The organism is Acidobacteriota bacterium (assembly GCA_038040445.1).
Classification (GTDB): domain Bacteria; phylum Acidobacteriota; class Blastocatellia; order UBA7656; family UBA7656; genus Onstottus_A; species Onstottus_A frigus.
Window position 1 is genome coordinate 36955 of sequence record JBBPIG010000014.1, and the last position, 18872, is coordinate 55826.

Below are 18872 nucleotides of genomic sequence, written 5' to 3' on the forward strand. Positions count from 1 at the left end.
GCTTAAGACAGGATGGGTGTTCGCCACGCGTCGTGGAGAAAATACCCAGGCATCGGCGCGGCACGTTACGACAAACCTCCACACCCCAGAGAGCAACACCGAGACTAACCAATACAGGTGACGAGTTCGGGTTGGAACAACGCTTGCACCCGTTCAGGAACGGATAAGCCTCTACGAGTCGAGCGGCACTCGTGCTGCTCAGCAGGTCAATGCTTACCCGGTGTTATTTGAGCGGTTGGATTGGCAGCAGCCGGCAGACGACTCAGCTCACCCCGTAGCGGGCGAGTAACTAGCTTCATAGTCTGTCACCGATCCGACCTATCCGCGTCACTGTGTGTTTCGAGAAATGGCGCGGTTGTTTCACCGATAAAGGCACACCAGGAGTGATCCTGGGTCGCAAAGCCAAGGCCTTTGCGATTTTGGATTTTAGATTTCCTGGGAGCGCAGGCATCCCTGCCTGCTTCTTCCCGCGCAAACGCCAAGCAGGCAAGGATGCCTGCGCTCCCAGGAAATCTAAAATCCAAAATCTCTGAAGGATGACTGGCTGCCGAAGTGAGATGAAAACCTTCCTTTACGGTCCATCTCACTCCATTACTGGCTAGCCCCCTGCCTGGTTCCCTCTCACGAATGACGGCTTCGACTCCGAACCGCGTGGGACAGCGCGACGGCGACTGGATGGCTGTTGAGACTGCTCGGCCAATGAAGTAGTCCACGCCTTCTCGAACCGGCGAACACTTGGGGTATGAGATGGCTAATCGAACACACCACTTTTCTCGGCTTGTCTTGCCGCGACGCATCAAAAGCAGCTTCGCCAGGAAACAAAATCTTGTTGCCGTATGGATGATCGTTGCGGCGCTTCTAGTTCAGCAAAGCGCGATCGCGCGAATCTCTGCAGCGCCGGTTCCGAGCGAACGCTCTTCAGACTCGTTGCTGAAAGGAGCCGGCAGTGTCTTTGTTGATTCGGACTCTGACACGAGAATAGTGCGTGTGACGGACGAGCGCGACGGGCGGGCGACGCTCACGCCGCGTGTAAACAGCTCGAGCTTCAATCTGGACTCATCGCGCTTCTTCGTCGATCTCGACGGCAAGCCAACGCTCTACACGTTGGATCCTTCGAATCTCGGTATTCAGAAGCAAGGGCCGCTCTTCGGCTCGATCGCGCTCCAATCCGATAGCTGTCAATGGTCGGCGACTAACCCAGACACGGTCATAGGGCTGGACTCTACCGATTCGACGCGCATTTACGGCTACGACACACGCTCGGGAAGCTACACTTTGTTGAAGGACTTCCCGGAGATTCTTTTCAAAGGCGAGGCAGGCCACTTTAGTAAGTCGTGGTCGGACGACAACCATTTCTCGTTCGCCCTGCGAGAGCCAGGTTCCGCGTGGCGCTTTGTAATCGTGTGGGAGAGAAGCACCGAAAGCACTTACCTGTTTGACCTCGCTGACCCTTTAGCCGGAGTACCGAGCTTTAGCACAGCGCACCTCGATCGATCCGGTGAAGCGCTCATAGTCAGCGGCGATATCAGGCGGGTGTGGCGCTACCGAACACAACAACAGCTCGAGTCGGTGCAGCTCGAGACGACCGGCGATTCTCGGGAGCCCGAGGGCGCGTTCGAGCAGAACGCCGCGTCCGATGTCTTTACCACGATAAGCAGTCCGGTGAATCCGTCGCGAGCTGACTTATCGCGCGATGGGCGCTTTTCGATTTTCTCCTCACACACGGATGGCTCGCGCTCGGATGTGTTCATCGCGGCGGTGCACGCAGCGGCCACTGCTTCGAGCATCAACTGGACGAGTATGGTCAACTGCTCGGCCATCGCCAATTCGCTGCAAAAGACCGGAGGCATCGACCAGGCAGACGACGCGAGCGCCACATCCGCACAGGCAGTCATGTCGGGCGACGCGAATGTTGAATTTACTGCCGAGCAAAATGACAAGGAAAGATGGTGCGGTCTGAATAACAGCAACGCGATTCATCAGTCGGCGGGCGATATCGATTTCGCGATCAAGCTGGCGAACAACGGGAAGGCCTTCGTCGTCGAGAACGGCGTCGTCAAGGCAAAGACAAAGTACAAACCGGGCAACGTCTTCCGAGTCGCCGTCGAGTCGGGCGCGGTGAACTACTACAAGAACGGTTCGGTCTTTTATACCAGCACCGCCTCGCCTGTCTATCCATTGCTGGTCAACGCCTCGCTTGTCGACGCGATGGCTGCGGTCAACAACGCGATGATATTCATCACAACTATCGGCACAGTTGTGTCGATAAGTCCGGCCACGGCGAACGCAACCGCAGGCGCCACTTCGCAGTTTACCGCAATAGTAACTGGCAGCATCGACACCCTCACATGGTCAGCGACCGCCGGCTCGGTTACCGGCACCGGCTTGTACACTGCGCCGGCCGCCCCGGGGACCTACATCGTCAAAGCAGCCTGCTCGTCGAATCCCGGCATCGGCGCTTCGGCGACGGTGTCCGTCACGACTACCGCCGACACGACAGCGCCGGTTATCAGCTCAGTCAGCGCTTCAAGCGTCACCGCCAGCGGAGCCACCATCTCATGGAACACTGATGAGCCGAGCGATACCCAGGTCGAGTACGGCACAGACGACTGGTTCGGCGCGCTCTCGACTCAGAATCCCGCGATGGTGACCGGCCATAGCGTCGCTTTCGGCGGCCTCAACCCGGGCGCCTTGTATCACTATCGAGTGATGTCCAAAGATGCAGCGGGGAACCTTGCCGTATCAAGCGATTTCACGTTCACGACGCTCAGCGGCGCCGATACGACGCCTCCAGTAATCAGCGGGGTTGCGGCATCGGGCATTACAACCAACAGCGCTACGATCACCTGGAGCACCAATGAAGCGAGCGATACCCAGGTGGAGTTCGGGACGACGACCGGATACGGAAAATCGACCGCGGTAAACGCTTCGCTGGGAACCAGTCACACCGCACTGTTGACCGGACTTTCGGCGAACACTTCGTATCATTACCGGGTGAAGTCGAAAGACGCCTCGGGGAACCTTGCCGCGTCGGGCGACTTCACGTTTGCGACATCCGCGGCTCCACCGCCGCCTCCTCCCTCGTCGGGCGTGGTCACCGACCACAACGTTCATCCGGAGCCTCAAGCGCCTGCTCTGCCAAGAGCCGGCGGCACGTTCATCGACCCAACATTCGGCACTACGATCATGCGCGTAACGGACGAGAATGACGGCACGTCGAACTACAGCTACTATTCGTATTGGCCGACATTCAACCTCGACAGCACGCGGTTCTTCATCGCCTGCGACGGAAACCCCAAGCTCTATCGGTTTGACCCGAACAATTTTCAGATCGTCAGCAAAGGCCCGTTGTTTGATCAACCGCTCCCGGGCGGCGGGTTTATGTCGACGGAAGACGCCGAATGGAGCGGGACCAACCCGAACGTGTTGTATGGATACCACGAGTTAAAGCTGTGGGCTTTTGATGTTTCGGCGAGGACTTACACGATGGTCAAAGACTTCGCCAGCGAGCTTCCTCCGGGCAACCTGGGCCAGATGAGCAGGAGTCTGGATGACAATGTGTTTGCCTTCACCAAGAAGGATACGAACTACCATCCGACCGGCTACATCGTCTGGCGCAGAGACCAGAACCGGGTACTGCGCAACGTCACTCTGGGGAACTTCGATGAAGTAGAGTTGGACAAAACCGGACGCTACCTGGTCGTGAAAGCGGAGTTTGGCGGCGGGGTAGATTTTCAGGTAGTGGATTTCGACACCGCGAATTTACAGGCCCTGACAGATTCAACGCCGGACTATTCGCCTGGTCACAGCGACAACGGGAGGCAGATGGTGGTCGGACACGACAACTGGAACAATCAGTACACGGTTAGGACTCTTGCATCGCCGCGTCAGTTCCAGAAGGTCATCACCTTCGGAAACGATTGGTCTCAGTCGAATCACTTGTCCATGCTTGCGGACAACGAAGGCTGGTGTGTGATAAGCAACTTCACCAGTGGAACCGGTCCGCTCGGTCCGTTCCGTCAGGAGATATTTCAGGCTTCTACCGACGGCAGCCAGAACGTGAGGAGACTGGCTCACCACCGCTCAGTGTATAGGGACTACTGGGACACGCCCCGAGCCAACATAAGCCGGGATGGCAGGTTCGTAGCGTTCACGAGCAACTGGGGAAGCGCCGTCAGACGAGACGTGTTCATCATAAGAGTTCCACAAGGGTCGGGTTCGGGTCCGGGCGACACGACGCCGCCGGTCATTTCCGGTGTGGGCGCGTCATCGCTCACGTCGTCGAGCGCCGTGATCAGTTGGAACACCAACGAGGGAAGTGACACTCAAGTGCAGTACGGAACGACCGCCTCATATGGCAGCGGGACGTCTCTCAGCACCGCAATGGTAACAAGTCACAGCGCAACGGTCGCGGGGCTTTCGGCCAACACCCTGTACCATTACCGGGCGCGCTCGAAAGACGCAGCCGGGAACCTGGCAGTGTCTGGCGACTTCAGCTTCACGACGCCGGCAAGCGGAGTAGGCAGCGGAGGTTTCACACAGAGCGTTGCGTGGAGCAATGTGGTCAACTGCACGGTGTCGGGGAGCTCTCTGCTGAAGACTGCGGGCCTTGATGACGAAGATGACGCCGGAGCTGTTTCACAACAACAGATCCTGTCGGGAGACGGCTACTTTGAATTCACAGCCGGATCGACAGGTCAAATCCGGTTCTGCGGGCTCACTCACACCGTGTTGGATACGCAGTATCCGGCGATAGACTTCGCGATCAAGCTGACGGACTTTGGTGTGGCCGAGGTGCGTGAGAACAATGTCTATCAGAGTGAAACGACGTACACCGGCTCTGATGTCTTCCGCATGGCTATCGTGGGCGGCGTCGTGAAGTACTCCAAGAACGGCACGGTCTTCTACTCGAGCAGCAAAGCGCCCACGTACCCGCTCCGGGTGGATGCGGTGATCCTGGATCTGGGCGGCACGGTCAACAGCGCAGTGATCAGCGCGGCAACGGCAGGTTCCCTGGCCGTCACCTCGAGGAAGGACAGAAGTGGCGACGTGGCGAAAGGGTTCGTCGCGGCAAAGGATTTGTGGGTGGATATCACCCGCGAGTGGAACCTGGGAGTAAGACTCGCACCTCGCTTCGCCGGGGTCTCTCACCTGGCTAAAATCCAATTCACCGCCGAGGGGAGTCCTGTCTAAGGCGTATAAGTGTGCCCTGGAGAAACGGCGCCCGAAGAGTTTCTAACCTGCAGCGTGTCGCCCGGCTGGACCCATCTGCTGAGTTTCTTACCGATCAATTTGGTAGTGGGGGTTTCGACATCGTAGAGGGTTTTTTGCTCTTCGCCATTCAGTAGAATGACCGAGCCGCCATCGAAGTTGATGCCGTATACGAACATCTTCTTATCACTCTTGCGGAAAGTGCCGGTTATCTGCGGCTGGGAGCCCGCGCCGTCTTGAAACACCGTGAACGTTTGTCCTTGAACTGAAATCGTCCCCGTCCGTGAGTCCGTGTTTTGATTCATTGCGACCGAGTAATTGGTTCTTCCACTCTCGCTGCCGGACCCGCCCGACGTGATTGTCACCCATCCCACGTTACTGGCGGCGCTCCAACTGCAACTGCTAGCCGCGCCAACATTGACACTGCCGCTGCCGCCGCCAGAACCAAACGACTGGCTTGCGGGAGAGAGCGAGTAGTTGCAGCTCTGCGTCTGGCGAACCGTGCAGAGCAAATCGTTGTAGTCTCTGTCGCCACCGCCCAGTTGATCTTCAAAGCCAATGTTCGCCCGCTTAACGCTGAAGCAGGTGACCTCGGCGTGGGCGATACCGTCAGCGTTTCCCGAGCCGGAGCCCATCACAAAAGTTCTCTGGGTCTCCCTCACGAAAACGCTGAAGACCAGTTCGGCGCCCGCTGGAAAGCTTCCGAGCTTGACGATCAAACCGCTGTCGCGGTTTGTGCCGATGAAACGCGAGGGACCGGGTGAGATGAGACTAAGCTCGAGAGTGAACCCAGCGTCCTGCGGGAGGATTTCTACTTCAGCGTCGCCGCCGTTCGAGAAGAGCCGCCCGCCAACTCCAGACTGGCACTCTGCGGCCTGCGGCAGGGCGCCGAAAGCGCGAGCCGGCTGTGGGGCAGAAATCATCAGACTGAGCAATGACAACACCATGCCAAGTACCAGGAATTGTCGAATGTAGCTTGTGCTATTGGAAGTGATCATATGCATTAAGGAGCACCTCTCAGAGACCCCTTTCTACGGCAGGAAAATTCTCAAAGCGCCTGTTCTTCCAGAAGCGTTGGACCGTCAATGAACGCGTTTCAGGAAACTGTTGCCCGGGGGGTGTGGCTAACGTAGAATCGGGCAGGTCCCTACGCATCTTCTCAACCCCGCAACCAAACTGCTTAACGTGCCCCAGACTCGCGATAAAAAGGTATGAAGAAGAAGATTATGAATTCTGCAACGCTGCTGGTTGTCAGTGCAGCGCTAATAGTTCCTGCTCAAACCAGGAGACCACCGGCGCCGGCCGCGAGCAGTGCGCCGGCGGTAGTCACGGACCGTAGAATCTATTCCGAGGGATACCCCCCTCAACTGCCGCGGGCGGGGGGAACGTTTGTCGATCCGGCATTTGGCACAATGATGATGCGGGTGACTGACGAAGGAGACGGCACGTCCTGTAAGAATTTCTACTCCTATTGGCCGACGTTTAATCTGGATAGTACGCGGTTTTTCATCGCCTGCGACGAAAATCCCAGGCTCTACCGCTTAGACCCGATGAACTTTCAGATCCTTGGCAAGGGCCCGCTGTTCGATAAGCCGGTGGGGGGCGGCGGATACCTCTCTATCGAAGATGCGATATGGAGCGGGACTAGCGCCAACCTGCTGTTCGGATACGTTGGCCAGAAGCTTTACGCGTACGACGTGGCGACAAGGAAATACTCGTTGATCAGAGACTTCAGCGGTGAGCTTACGGAAGGCTTCCTGGGTCAGATGAGCAAGAGCCTCGACGACAATGTGTTTGCCTTCAGCAGGAAAGACAAGAACTACAAGCCCGTCGGTTATTTAGTCTGGCGACGAGATCAGAACAAGATCCTGGGCTATGCGGAGATGGGGACGCTGGACGAGGTTCAGGTAGACAAATCGGGCCGCTACCTCGTGGTTAAGGCGAAGTTTGACCGAACGGTAGACGTTCAAGTGACCGACCTTCAAACGCGCGTAGTTGAGAACCTGACAGACCCGGCGCCGGACTTCTCTCCGGGGCACAGCGACAACGGGCGGCAGATCGTCGTCGGGCACGACAATTGGAACAACCAGTACACGGTGAGAAACCTTGCGGCGCCGCATCAGTACCAGCCGGTGGTCGGCTTCGGCAGTGACTGGTCTCAGTCGAATCACGTCTCGATGCTTGCGGACAACGACGGCTGGTGCGTGATCAGCAACTACACAACGGGGAGCGGACCGGTTGGACCGTTTCGCAACGAGATCTTCCAGGCGTCGACCGACGGGAGTCAGAAAGTGAGAAGGTTGGCGCATCACCGTTCGGCGTACCGGGACTACTGGGACACGCCTCGGGCCGACATAAGCCGGGACGGGAGATTCATAGCGTTCACCAGCAACTGGGGTAGCACGCGGAGAGATGTGTTCATCATCAAAGTCCCGCCGATGAATCAGTGACTGGTTTTTCCATAGGGTGGAGAACCGAAACCATTCGCCATATCTCATGAGCAGAGTGGAAGATCACCAGCTTGTCTGACGCCTTAACTGAAGCAATTCCCACCCGTGGCTCTCGAGTCGGGAGGCTTACCGGTGTCAGGTTCAAGCAGGACGATTGAACGCAAATGTGCTGAAAATGATAGACAACGAGGCAAGGCAATTCCCCATGCTCAATTACGCCTACAAGCGAGTTTACGAGGGACTCAACTACAGACTACGAACGTTCGGAGGCGGCCGTTGGGCTTCACGCTGCCGGCCTACCTCTATTGGGTTGATGCTCAGCTACCGCTGCAACGCGCGCTGTGTTCACTGTGACATCTGGAAGAATCGCGGCAAAGAAGATTCTCCCAGCCCTGAACGCTGGAAGATGCTGCTGTCGGATTTGCGCGGGTGGCTGGGCCCGGTACACGTTTTCATAAGCGGCGGCGAAGCGATGCTGAACCCGGCTGCGATCGACATAGCGGCTCACGGTTCTTCGATCGGGCTGTTCATCGAGTTCCTTACCCACGGTTACTGGGATGATCAATCTAAAATCGAGAAGCTGGCGCTCACGCGGCCCTGGCGGTTGACGATCTCGCTGGATGGAATCGGCGAAGTGCACAACAGAATTCGCGGCCGCGAGAAGTTCTTCGAAAAGACCGCCGCCTCAATCGAAACGCTCAAGCGAGTGCGCAAGGGGAAGGCTCTCGGTTTCGAGATCCGGCTGAAGACGGTCATAATGCGGCAGAACCTCGAGCACGTCTGCGAGGTCGCACACTACGCCAATCAGGATGGAATGCACGTGTTCTACCAACCCATCGAGCAAAACTACAACACCGCCGAGGATGCCCAGTGGTTTGAGCACAGCAACACCTGGCCGGATGACCCCAATAAGGCGGTTGCGGTAGTCGAGCAACTGATCGAGCTCAAGCGAACCGGGCTTCCCATCGCAAACAGCTACGCCCAACTGGAGGCGATGATTCCTTATTTCCGCAACCCGGATGCTTTGCGAATTGCCACCCAGAGCCACAGCGCGCACGAAGAGAAAGCCTTGTGCTCCGCGCTGACTATGATGCAGTTCGAAGCCGACGGTAATGTGACTGTGTGCACCGGAATGGAACCGGTCGGCAACATCAAGACCCAGCGCATTCGAGATATCTGGGAAAGCCGGCCCCAGTGGTGGGAAAGCGGTTGCTGCCTCGACAGGCGTTGCACGGTTGCAGAGAAGACTGTTCTCTCTCTCCCGGTTCTCACTTCGTACTAGTGTCTCAGGTGAACACCGTAGTTTCAGTTTTTGGCATTGAGCCGGCCCGCATCGGAGGCGCCGAGGCTTACGCGCGTGAGTTGTCAATTCAACTCGGCGAGCGCGGATGGCGAAGCGTCCTCTGCTTTCTGAAAGAGCCACCCGAAGCGGTGCGCTCCTACCTGCAACTCCCCAACGTCCGCATCGAGGTGATCGAGGACTCGTGGCGAACGAAGTGGCGCGCGATAAGGGGAATGTCGCGGATACTGCGGCGTTATCGTCCCGAAATCCTCCATCTTCATTTTACGGGATTCATCGGACCGTATCCGTGGCTCGCGAAGCTTTATTCCGTCGGGCAAGTCTTCTTCACCGATCATTCTTCGCAGCCTGAAGGCTACGTCAGCCAGCGCGCTCCTTTTTGGAAGCGGTGTGTGGCGCGCCTGATCAATCGCCCGATTACCCGTGTCATCACGGTGAGCGAATATGGCTGCCGCTGTGTGGCAGGCAGAGATTTGTTTCCGCTTGAAAGGCTGGAGATGGTCTACAACAGCGCGGATCTTTCCCGCGCCTCGGATGGAGAAGAGAGAGCCGCCGAGTTTCGCCGCAAGCATTCGATCCCGGAGGATCGCATGCTGGTAGCTCAGGTGAGCTGGATCATTCCCGAGAAGGGAATCGGCGACTTGCTCGCCGCCGCGCGACTGGTGATCTCTCAAAATTCCAAAGTCCATTTTGTGTTCGTCGGTGAGGGTGCTCATCGTGAGCGATACACGCGTCAGGCGATTGAGATGGGTCTTGAAGCCAACGTGAGCTGGACTGGCCAGGTTGAAGACCCGATGGCCGAAGGAGTCTACGCGGCCGCGGATGTGGTTTGCCAGGTCTCTCGTTGGGAAGAGGTCTTTGGATACGTGATCGCCGAAGCGATGTCTTGCGGCAAGGCGATGGTGGCTACGCGAGTCGGAGGAATACCGGAGTTGGTAGAAGACGGTAAGACCGGCTTCGTAGTGGAACGCGGCGACGCTCCAGCCATTGCCGATGGAATTCTGAAGCTCGTCGCGGATCGCGATCTGCGTGAGCGCATGGGCCGCGCCGGCATCGCAGCAGCAAGAGCGAAGTTTGATCTCAAACTAAACGTGGAAAAGGTTGTGACATCATACGGCATCGCGGTCAAGGACCCCGCAGTGGCAGTCGGCGAACAACTGGCCTCGATTGTTTAGCCTCACGTTGCCTACCTTGTTGACCCGTTTACGCGACGCGTAATAGACTGCTGCTAGATGATTCGGTCCTTCCGATCTAAGGATACGGAGGCGTTGTTTGCTGACGTTGATGTTCCTCGATTCAAGGCGTTTGAACGAATCGCGCGTAGAAAGTTGCTATACCTCCATCGCGCCAGATCGCTTCAGGATTTGCGCGTGCCGCCTGGAAATCAGCTGGAGGCGCTGAAACGTGATCGGAGGGGACAACATGCATTCGCATCAATGACCAATGGCGGGTCTGTTTCATCTGGATAAGTGGTGACGCGTATGACGTCGAAATCGTTGATTATATTAAGGTGATTCATGGCTAACAAAAGGCAGCTTGACCCGATCCATCCCGGAGAGATTCTTTCCGAGGAGTTCATGAAGCCGCTGGGCATCAGCATCAACAAGCTGGCTCGGGATATAGGAGTCGCGCCCGGCAAGATTAGCGCTATCCTCAAAGGGAAGCGGTCAATCACCGCCGATACTGCGCTACGACTGGCTAAGTACTTCCGCGTCTCCTCCGAGGTTTGGTTGGGGCTTCAAGCCGACTATGATCTGAGGGTTGCCCGTCGCTTGATTGGTCCGGAAATCGAGAAACAAGTGCACGCTTACGTTGCTTAAATACAAACGAAAACGTCTGTAGAGAATATGACGATATGAGCATCAAGCTCAAAGCTATACCGGTCGTCTACTTCGAAGAAGGTGCCGTCATGATCGCCCACTGTGTTCCCCTTGATGTATCTTCGTGCGGTCATGATTTACAAGAGGCTCGACGAAATATCCGCGATGCGATCGCGGGATTCATCGAGACGTGTGAGGAGATGGGAACACTTGAAGACGTTCTTGAGGAATCTGGCTTGGACGATTTGCTTTCTAGAAACGAAGCCGGCCCGCCATTTCCCGATCCAGCCCAAAATTGACAAAGCCATCCTCCACGTAGACAATTCACCGAAGCCAATCCCATAACGAAAGGTTTTTGATGTACAAGAGATTCAAGGCCGGCGTCGCTCTGTTGCTGGCGCTGGTGTTGTTCACGGCTTCGGTGAACGAGGCACGACAGGGCGCGCCTTCGATCGCCAAGCCGGATGCCGCCTCGCTCAACTCGACCGAGGAAATACTCAAGGTAGTGAGCCGCCTGCGCGCTCTGGATATCAAGCACAGCGTAAAGAGCTCACTCAAGACCAAAGACGAAATCGAGCAGGCGGTAATAAAGGACATGGACGAGAACACTCCACCTGCGGAGTTCGAAGCGGGACAGAAGACGCTGGTGAAGCTTGGGCTGGTTAGCAGGAGCTTCCGCCTGCGCGACTATATCGTGCAGCTTCTGCGCGAGCAGGTGGCGGGCTTCTATGAGCCAAAAACCAAAGAGTTCTATCTGGCTGCCTGGCTGCCGATCGCCGATCAGAAACGAGTGATCGCGCATGAGTTGGTTCACGCGCTTCAGGACCAGCATTTCAACCTTGGCCGGTTCGAGACCTGGCCCAAGGGCGACTCTGACGCCGAGCTTGCAGTTCACGCGCTGATAGAAGGCGAGGCGACCCTGGTGATGATCGAGTACGAGTTCGAGCAGCAGGGTATGAAGTTCGATATCAAGAAGGCCGGCTCGTTGACGGACAGCTTGCTCGACCAGGATGGCGACGGCGACGCTAAGAACTATCCCGTGCTGGCCAGCGCGCCAAAGGTTTTGAAAGAGAACCTCCAGTTTCCATACCTCTACGGAGCGGGCTTCGTCGCCGCAGTGTTGAAGAATAGTTCGTGGCGCGCGCTGGATTCGAGCTACGAGACCCTGCCCGCTTCGACCGAGCAGATCATGCACCCGGAGCGGTTCCTCAATCGGGACAACCCGGTGAAGATTGAGCTGCCCGACCTCGGCGGGGCGCTCGGGCCCGATTGGAAGAAGGCTGACGCGGATGTGAATGGCGAGTTCGGATATCTGGTCGCGCTTGCGGAGTTCATTCCTAAGCGCGCTGCGCAGCGCGCCGCCGCTGGGTGGGGCGGCGATCGTTACGCGCTTTACGAGAAGAAGGCTACCGGCGCGGTCGCGCTTGCGCAGTACACGACGTGGGACACCGAGAACGACGCAAAGGAATTCTTTGACGCCTACTCGGAGCGCACCGAGAAGCGCTACAAGCTCGGCAAGCCGGCTGGCCTTAACGCACAGCCCCGCGTGTTTGACACCGACGAAGGACTTGCGTCCATCGAGCTTCGAGGCAAAGACGTCGTATTGATCGAAGGCGCGCAGAATCGCGAGCAGTTGTCACGAGTGGCCGAGCTGATCTGGAAAAGCAAGAAGGGTGCGGCGAGCAGCAGCAAGTGACCCCACGATGGAAGAGTCTGAATCGATCCTTGAAGCGTTCAAATTGTTACAGCTTTGATCCCGAGAAAGCTTCAGCGCCCGGCCTCCCCTTGCGCATCGTCTCTTCGTTCCCCGAGATTACCACAACTCTTGTTCAGTATTTCTGGAGGTGACTGATGAATCCCCAGCGATCATGGCGGGTTCAGCTAATCCAATTCGGCTTACTGGCCGCAGCATTTTTTGCGAGCCAGGCAATCGTCATGTCCCAAACGGGTGCGACCGGACCCAAGCTGTCGTTCGCGCAGTCGTCGCGGCTTGAAAAGCTCACTCGCGATGCCGTTGCCGCAGCGGTCGAAAAATTTGGCAGCGGCGGCCTGACCGCGGATAAGATCGCGCTTACGGTGATCGATCTCAACGACCGCGAGCGTCCTGGGTGGGCCAGCCATCGCGGGCAAGAGCAGACGTATCCGGCCAGCGTTGTGAAGCTCTTTTACCTCGTCGCCGCTCATCATCAAATGGAGACCGGTGTATTGAAGCAAACGTCCGAGCTCGAGCGGGCGCTTCACGACATGATCGTTGAGTCGTCAAATGACGCGACGCATTACGTGGTGGATGCGCTGACCGGCACAACCGATGGGCCGGAGCTTGATGAAGCCGCCCTGAGCGAATGGATGAACAGGCGCAACGCGATCAATCGCTACTTCGCGGGCCTCGGCTACGAAAAGATCAACGTCAATCAGAAGACCTGGTGTGAAGGCCCTTACGGACGCGAACGGCAAGGGTTGGGGCCGAACTTCGAATACCGCAACAAGCTGACGACCGAGGCCGTCGCGCGGTTGGTCTGCGAGATCGTCACCGGCCGCGCGGTTTCGCCCGTTCGCGGTCACGCGATGATGGGCTTGCTGCATCGCGATCCGCAATCGAAGAGCGATGATGCTGACGATCAAGCAACCAGGTTCGCGGGAAAGTCCGTGCCGCCGGGCTCCCAGTATTACTCGAAGGCGGGATGGACCTCCAGCACGCGCCACGATGCGGCTTACATCAGATTGCCGAACGGAGCCGAGTACATCCTCACGGTCTTCACCGTTGACAACAGCAAGCAGGCCGATATCATTCCGTTCGTGTCTCGAATGATCGCCGACGATTTCTCGCGAACGCCGCCCCTGGCCGAACTCGCAATCGTCAATGGCCGCATCTGGACCGGGAACAAGTCGCGACCCTGGGCCGACGCCATCGCCTCGCGTGGCGAACGGATCATCGCTGTCGGGTCGAATGATGAAGTCAAGAAGCTCATCGATTCGAAGACTCGCGTGATTGACCTTAACGGGAAGCTTGCGCTGCCGGGCTTCATCGACGATCACACTCATTTCATCGAGGGCGGATTTCATCTTCTATCGGTCGAGCTGCGCGATGCGGCGACTCCGGAAGAGTTCGCGCGGCGCATAAAAGATCGCGCCGCGAAGCTCCCCGCCGGCCGGTGGATAACGGCCGGCGATTGGGACCACGAGCGCTGGCCGGGCGGTCCGCTGCCGACTAAAGAGCTGATCGATCGCCATACATTGAACAATCCGGTGTTCGTCTCGCGGCTCGATGGCCATATGGCTTTGGCCAACACTGTAGCTCTTCGATTGGCCGGCATAACAAGAGAAACCAAAGACCCGCCCGGTGGAACGATTGTTCGAGACGGTCAGACCGGCGAGCCGACCGGCATTCTGAAAGACGACGCGATGGATCTGGTGTATCGCGCTATTCCGCAAGCAACCGAAGCGGAGCGTGACGAAGCGCTCAAGGCTTCGCTCGCCGAAGCCGCGCGCGTCGGAGTGACTTCGATTCAGGACATAACGCCCTGGCACGACTATGAAGCATACAAGAGGTTCCGCGGCGCGGGCCGGTTGACTGTGCGCGTGTACGCCCGCACTCCGATGAGCCAGTGGAAGCGTCAGGCCGACGCCGTTGCCCGGCAGGGGAAAGGCGACGACTGGTTGAGGCTCGGCGGGCTGAAGGCCTTTATGGACGGCTCGCTGGGCTCGACGACTGCATTGTTCTTCGAACCGTTCACCGATGCGCCTAAGACTTCGGGGTTGATGGTCGATGACAACATTCCTGAAGGCAAGCTCAAACAGAACATCAAAGAAGCTGACAAAGCCGGCTTGCAATGCTCGATTCACGCCATCGGTGACAAAGCGAACAACATTCTGCTCAACTACTATCAGGAAGTCGCCAAAGAGAATGGCCCGCGCGACCGCCGCTTCCGCATCGAGCACGCGCAGCATTTGTTACCGGCGGACATTTCGCGAATTGCCAAACTCGGCGTGATTGCGTCGATGCAGCCCTATCATGCAATCGACGACGGTCGCTGGGCCGAGAAGCGAATAGGTCCGGTTCGAATCAGGACGACCTACGCGTTCAGGTCGCTGCTCGACTCAGGCGCTACGCTGGTATTCGGCTCAGACTGGTTCGTAGCTCCGCTGTCGCCAATCCTCGGGATTCACGCCGCGGTGACGCGCCAAACCATCGATGGAAGGAACCCTCGCGGATGGGTCCCCGAGCAGAAAATATCAGTCGAAGAAGCAGTGCGAGCTTATACCTCATCGTGCGCCTACGCCGAGTTTGCCGAGAAGAACAAAGGCTCGCTTGAAGTTGGAAAGCTGGCTGATGTGGTTGTGCTATCGAAGAACATTTTCCGCCTGAACCCTGATGAGATTGAGAAGACGGAAGTGGTCTACACGATCGTCGGCGCCCGGGTTGTGTACGCAAAGTAAAGCGGAAAGGGTGGCTTGCCTCCAATTTTCTCGATGCTAAGGCACTATCAAGACTCAGGACTCCACACTCATGACCAAACTAGCTCGCGTGCTCAACCTCCGCGATTTGACCCTGCTCACGATCGGATCGGTGATCGGGTCCGGAATATTCTTAGTGCCGGGCGAAGTCCTCAGACAAGCGGGCGGCCAGATCGGACCGGCGATGCTGGTTTGGCTGGTGGGCGGAGTGTTGTCCTTGCTGGGGGCGCTGACCTACGGCGAGTTGAGCGCCGTGAATCCGAAGGCCGGCGGACTCTACGTTCACCTTCGCGATTGCTTCGGTCCGCTCCCGGCTTTTCTGTTCGGGTGGACCTTGTTCTTTGCGATGAATGGCGGCACGATCGCGACGCTTGCCGTGGCGTTCAGCACGACGTTGTCGCAGATTATTCCGTTGTCGGTTCCGATGATCAAAGTCGTCTCGCTCGGAATGATCGCGGTGTTGACCCTGGTGAACGTCAAGGGCACTCGAGAGAGCGCCGACTTGCAGAACTGGACAACCGGAATAAAGGTTGGCGCGATCCTGCTCATGGCCGTTGCGCTGTTGGCGTTTGGGAAGGGCTTCAGTACATCGACCGCCGCGATATGGCCGAGTGCCTTCAGCGGCTCGCTGGTTTCTGGTTTCGGGCTGGCGATGATCGGCGTGCTCTGGGCTTATGAAGGATGGCAGTACGTGACCTTCAGCGCGGGCGAGGTCGTGAACCCTCAGCGCAACTACCCCCGCGCACTATTGTTTGGAACCGCGGCTTTGATCTCAATCTACCTGCTCGCGAATATGGCTTACCTGGCGGCGCTGGGGCCTGCAGGCGTCGCCGGCTCGACAAGCGTAGCCGCCGAGTCCCTCACTCTGGTCGTGAACCCCACAGCGGCAAAACTGATAGCAATCGCGATTCTCGTTTCTGTCTTCAGCGCTGCCAACAGCAACGTCCTGACCTGTCCCCGCGTCTACTACGCGATGGCCAACGACGGTTTGTTCTTCCGGAAGCTCGCCGAAGTTCATCCGCGGTTCGGCACTCCGGCGTTCGCGATCGTAGCAGGTTCGCTTTGGTCCGCCGTGCTCGCGGTGTCCGGGAGCTTCACAGAGTTGTTTACGTATGTCGTCTTCTGCGGGTGGATCTTTTATGGTCTGTCGGCAGCAACGATCTTCGTTTATCGCAAGCGGCTGCCCGAAGCGCAGCGACCTTATAGAGTCCCCGGTTATCCATGGACTCCGCTGTTGTTCATCGCCGCCGCGTTTGTTTTGGTGACCAATACTCTAGTCAACAATCTGAGAGACCAACCTGGCAAGACCGCGCTCGCGCTGGGAATCATCGTGCTCGGACTGCCGGCTTACCTGGTTTGGCGCTCGCGCGGCACACCGGCTCTCGAATCATCTGTGAGTCCCGACGCGTGAACTGAGTGACAAGCTTAGGATCATGCGACATCCCCAAAATCATCGGCGCTTTACTCGAGCTTGAGTTAGATCTCCCTGGCCTGGCCCGGCTTTGGTGTGCGCGTGCCTAGTGAATACACCGCCGAACTCGATTCTGCATTGATCAGAGTCAGACACCATATCGTGCATATTGCTCGCCTGCTCGTCTCATTTCAAACCACCCGCTAAATGCCGTCACTAAACGTCTAATGACAGCTCAGCAAACTCATCCCTCGGTCTCAGCATCGCTATAGAGCGGTGAGGTTCGGGCATTGTTGTTGCAGTATCAACGATAGTCCAACGAGCTAGCGAAAGAGGAGGGTGGAACAGATGTTAAAACAATTTACTAATCGGCTGTCCAGCGTTTCGCCGCGGGTCGCAATATTAGCCGCATTGATTCTGATCGTCGCGGTATCCGGGGTAGCGCTATTGCTCACCCGCGGCAGCCATGACGCCAATGCTGATACTTCGGTGCAGCCGTACGCCGCGCGAATAGATCGAGTAGATGGTAGCGTGGGGATCGCCCGGGCCGCGTACGAGGATAAAGAGCTCGATTGGGCTGAAGCCACGCTTAATACCCCGGTCAGTGTTGGTGATCGTATCTTCGCGCGCGACGGCTCACGTGCCTCGATCGCGCTTACCGGACGCGACTATGTTCAATTGAATCCGAGCACGTCGCTGGACGTGCTTTCGCTTGAAGAAGACAGAACGCAGTTGGCCCTGAGAAGCGGTTCAGCGCTGTTCGACGTCGGGCCGCTCGAGGCCGACGATTTGTACGAGGTCGCGACGCCTTGCGGCGCAGTTCATTTCACCGAGCCGGGACTCTATCAAGTCGGCATGGACGGTGACAACGCGATCATCTCCGTGCTCAGCGGGCTTGCTCAAGTAGTCGGACAGGACGGATACATAAGCAACGGTCAGATGTTCACTCTTGTAGGAGCAGTGGCGACTGAAGCGTTAGCATCCAGGCTGGCGCCGAACCTGGCCGGCAACATCGTCGACGACTATTACCGCGACCGATACCCGAGCACTTACGATGGGCATTATCAAAACTATGACGCCTATTTGGAAGATCCTTTCTACTACGACGCGTATCGCACTTCGGTCAGCTCGCAATATCTTTCGGCCGACATACCGGGCATTTATGAATTGGACAACTATGGTGACTGGGTCGACGTCGACAACTACGGACGCTGTTGGGCGCCGCGCGTAAGTGCGGGGTGGGCGCCGTTCCGCTCGGGCCGATGGGATCTCGACGACCTGTGGGGTCCGTCGTGGGTTTCTTCCGAGCAGTGGGGCTGGGCGCCTTATCACTACGGCCGATGGGCTTCCGTGAATCAAAGGTGGTTCTGGGTACCGGGTGATCTGAGGACTCGACGAGAATATAGCCCGGCGCCAGTCGCTTTCATTCCGTTAGCGGAGGAGATCGCCTGGGTGCCGCTGGGGCCCGGAGAGGTGTATGTCCCCAGATACTACGACGAGAGTTTCCGGCCGCGATACCTTGCGTCGCAGGAAGTCATCAACGTCGTGACCGTTCAGAGGACCTTTGTGAACTTCAACGCGCCCGGAGCGGTGACCGTCGTCCCGGTGAGATCGCTGAATCGGGTGATCGGTCCCGGGGTCTTCACCACCGGTGATCCGAGGGCATTTGCCAACTCGCGCCAGGTACTCGACCCATTTGCAGTCAAAGGCATTCGGGAGCTTGCGATAAGACGCGACGACGGGCGGCGCAGACTCAGGTTCGCGCGCGACGAGCAGGAAGTTTTCAATAGGCCGGTTGTTGCTAGCGCAAGGCCTGAAGCCTGGCGCGTGCGATCAGATCTCGCCAAGGCGTTGAGGGCCGAGGTGGCGCCCGAGAAGCAGAGAAAGAACAAGCTACGGATCAATGAGACTGGTGAGTTCGCAACCTCGCGCCGCAGCGATGGCTTGCCTCAACCTGTGGTTCGATCCCAGGAGAATGACCCGCGGATGGCTGCGCTTGCGGCACGCGCTGAGCAGGGTGACAAGTCTGCGCGTCGTGAAATGCGCCAGCTCATGCGCCAGGAACAAGCCGGTCCGCAACAGCAAGCTGCTCAGCAACAGGTCCAACAGGAGCAGTCGCGCCAGCAGATGAAGCAGCAGCGCAAGGCTGAACAGCAACAGCAAGCCGGTCCGCAACAGCAAGCTGCTCAGCAACAGGTCCAACAGGAGCAGTCGCGCCAGCAGAT

The 18872-nt window shown here is 57.7% G+C and carries 11 protein-coding genes, 1 pseudogene and 1 riboswitch; of the genes and pseudogenes, 11 read left to right on the forward strand and 1 reads right to left on the reverse strand.

Going from position 1 to position 18872, the window contains the following annotated elements:
• The first annotated feature begins 361 nt into the window (after positions 1–361).
• Positions 362–431: riboswitch (cyclic di-GMP riboswitch) on the forward strand.
• A gap of 316 nt (positions 432–747) precedes the next feature.
• On the forward strand, positions 748–5193 hold the full coding sequence (locus AABO57_15930) for a fibronectin type III domain-containing protein (GenBank protein MEK6287230.1): 4446 nt from the start codon (positions 748–750) through the stop codon (positions 5191–5193).
• On the opposite strand, the gene AABO57_15935 is transcribed toward AABO57_15930, so the two are convergent.
• On the reverse strand, positions 5190–6215 hold the full coding sequence (locus tag AABO57_15935; GenBank protein ID MEK6287231.1) for a DUF4114 domain-containing protein: 1026 nt from the start codon (positions 6213–6215) through the stop codon (positions 5190–5192). The two genes, AABO57_15930 and AABO57_15935, sit on opposite strands and share 4 nt — an antisense overlap.
• A 207-nt stretch (positions 6216–6422) precedes the next feature.
• Here AABO57_15935 and AABO57_15940 point away from each other — a divergent pair, with 207 nt between their 5' ends.
• The 10 genes and pseudogenes from AABO57_15940 to AABO57_15985 all read left to right on the forward strand — a co-directional run.
• The gene (locus tag AABO57_15940; protein ID MEK6287232.1) at positions 6423–7661 is read left to right on the forward strand and encodes a hypothetical protein; all 1239 of its coding nucleotides are present in this window, start codon (positions 6423–6425) and stop codon (positions 7659–7661) included.
• A 154-nt stretch (positions 7662–7815) separates the two neighbouring features.
• The gene (locus AABO57_15945; protein ID MEK6287233.1) at positions 7816–8943 is read left to right on the forward strand and encodes a radical SAM protein; all 1128 of its coding nucleotides are present in this window, start codon (positions 7816–7818) and stop codon (positions 8941–8943) included.
• An 8-nt stretch (positions 8944–8951) separates the two neighbouring features.
• Complete coding sequence (locus AABO57_15950; protein MEK6287234.1) at positions 8952–10136, forward strand: glycosyltransferase family 4 protein; 1185 nt, start codon at positions 8952–8954, stop codon at positions 10134–10136.
• 57 nt (positions 10137–10193) lie between these two features.
• Positions 10194–10486: pseudogene (locus AABO57_15955) on the forward strand (type II toxin-antitoxin system RelE/ParE family toxin).
• Positions 10479–10781, forward strand: coding sequence for a HigA family addiction module antitoxin (locus tag AABO57_15960; GenBank protein MEK6287235.1), 303 nt, complete (start codon positions 10479–10481; stop codon positions 10779–10781). The pseudogene AABO57_15955 and the gene AABO57_15960 overlap by 8 nt, the downstream one beginning before the upstream one ends.
• Positions 10782–10816: 35 nt before the next feature.
• Positions 10817–11080: a hypothetical protein gene (locus tag AABO57_15965; protein ID MEK6287236.1), complete on the forward strand. Its 264-nt coding sequence runs from the start codon at positions 10817–10819 to the stop codon at positions 11078–11080.
• A 59-nt stretch (positions 11081–11139) separates the two neighbouring features.
• Positions 11140–12477 carry a hypothetical protein gene (locus AABO57_15970; GenBank protein MEK6287237.1) on the forward strand — a complete coding sequence of 446 codons (1338 nt, stop codon included), beginning with the start codon at positions 11140–11142 and terminating at the stop codon, positions 12475–12477.
• A 155-nt stretch (positions 12478–12632) separates the two neighbouring features.
• Complete coding sequence (locus AABO57_15975) at positions 12633–15218, forward strand: amidohydrolase family protein (protein ID MEK6287238.1); 2586 nt, start codon at positions 12633–12635, stop codon at positions 15216–15218.
• A gap of 70 nt (positions 15219–15288) precedes the next feature.
• Positions 15289–16647, forward strand: coding sequence for an amino acid permease (locus tag AABO57_15980; protein ID MEK6287239.1), 1359 nt, complete (start codon positions 15289–15291; stop codon positions 16645–16647).
• A gap of 348 nt (positions 16648–16995) precedes the next feature.
• Positions 16996–18872, forward strand: a 1877-nt coding sequence (locus AABO57_15985; GenBank protein MEK6287240.1) for a FecR family protein, incomplete at its 3' end; no start/stop codon positions are given.

Excerpts from the sequence above, each read along its gene's own strand:
- AABO57_15930 (MEK6287230.1), top strand. The coding sequence starts at position 748 with ATGGCTAATCGAACACACCACTTTTCTCGGCTTGTCTTGCCGCGACGC.
- AABO57_15935 (MEK6287231.1), bottom strand. The coding sequence starts at position 6,215 with ATGCATATGATCACTTCCAATAGCACAAGCTACATTCGACAATTCCTG.
- AABO57_15940 (MEK6287232.1), top strand. The coding sequence starts at position 6,423 with ATGAAGAAGAAGATTATGAATTCTGCAACGCTGCTGGTTGTCAGTGCA.
- AABO57_15960 (MEK6287235.1), top strand. The coding sequence starts at position 10,479 with ATGGCTAACAAAAGGCAGCTTGACCCGATCCATCCCGGAGAGATTCTT.
- AABO57_15965 (MEK6287236.1), top strand. The coding sequence starts at position 10,817 with ATGAGCATCAAGCTCAAAGCTATACCGGTCGTCTACTTCGAAGAAGGT.
- AABO57_15970 (MEK6287237.1), top strand. The coding sequence starts at position 11,140 with ATGTACAAGAGATTCAAGGCCGGCGTCGCTCTGTTGCTGGCGCTGGTG.
- AABO57_15975 (MEK6287238.1), top strand. The coding sequence starts at position 12,633 with ATGAATCCCCAGCGATCATGGCGGGTTCAGCTAATCCAATTCGGCTTA.
- AABO57_15980 (MEK6287239.1), top strand. The coding sequence starts at position 15,289 with ATGACCAAACTAGCTCGCGTGCTCAACCTCCGCGATTTGACCCTGCTC.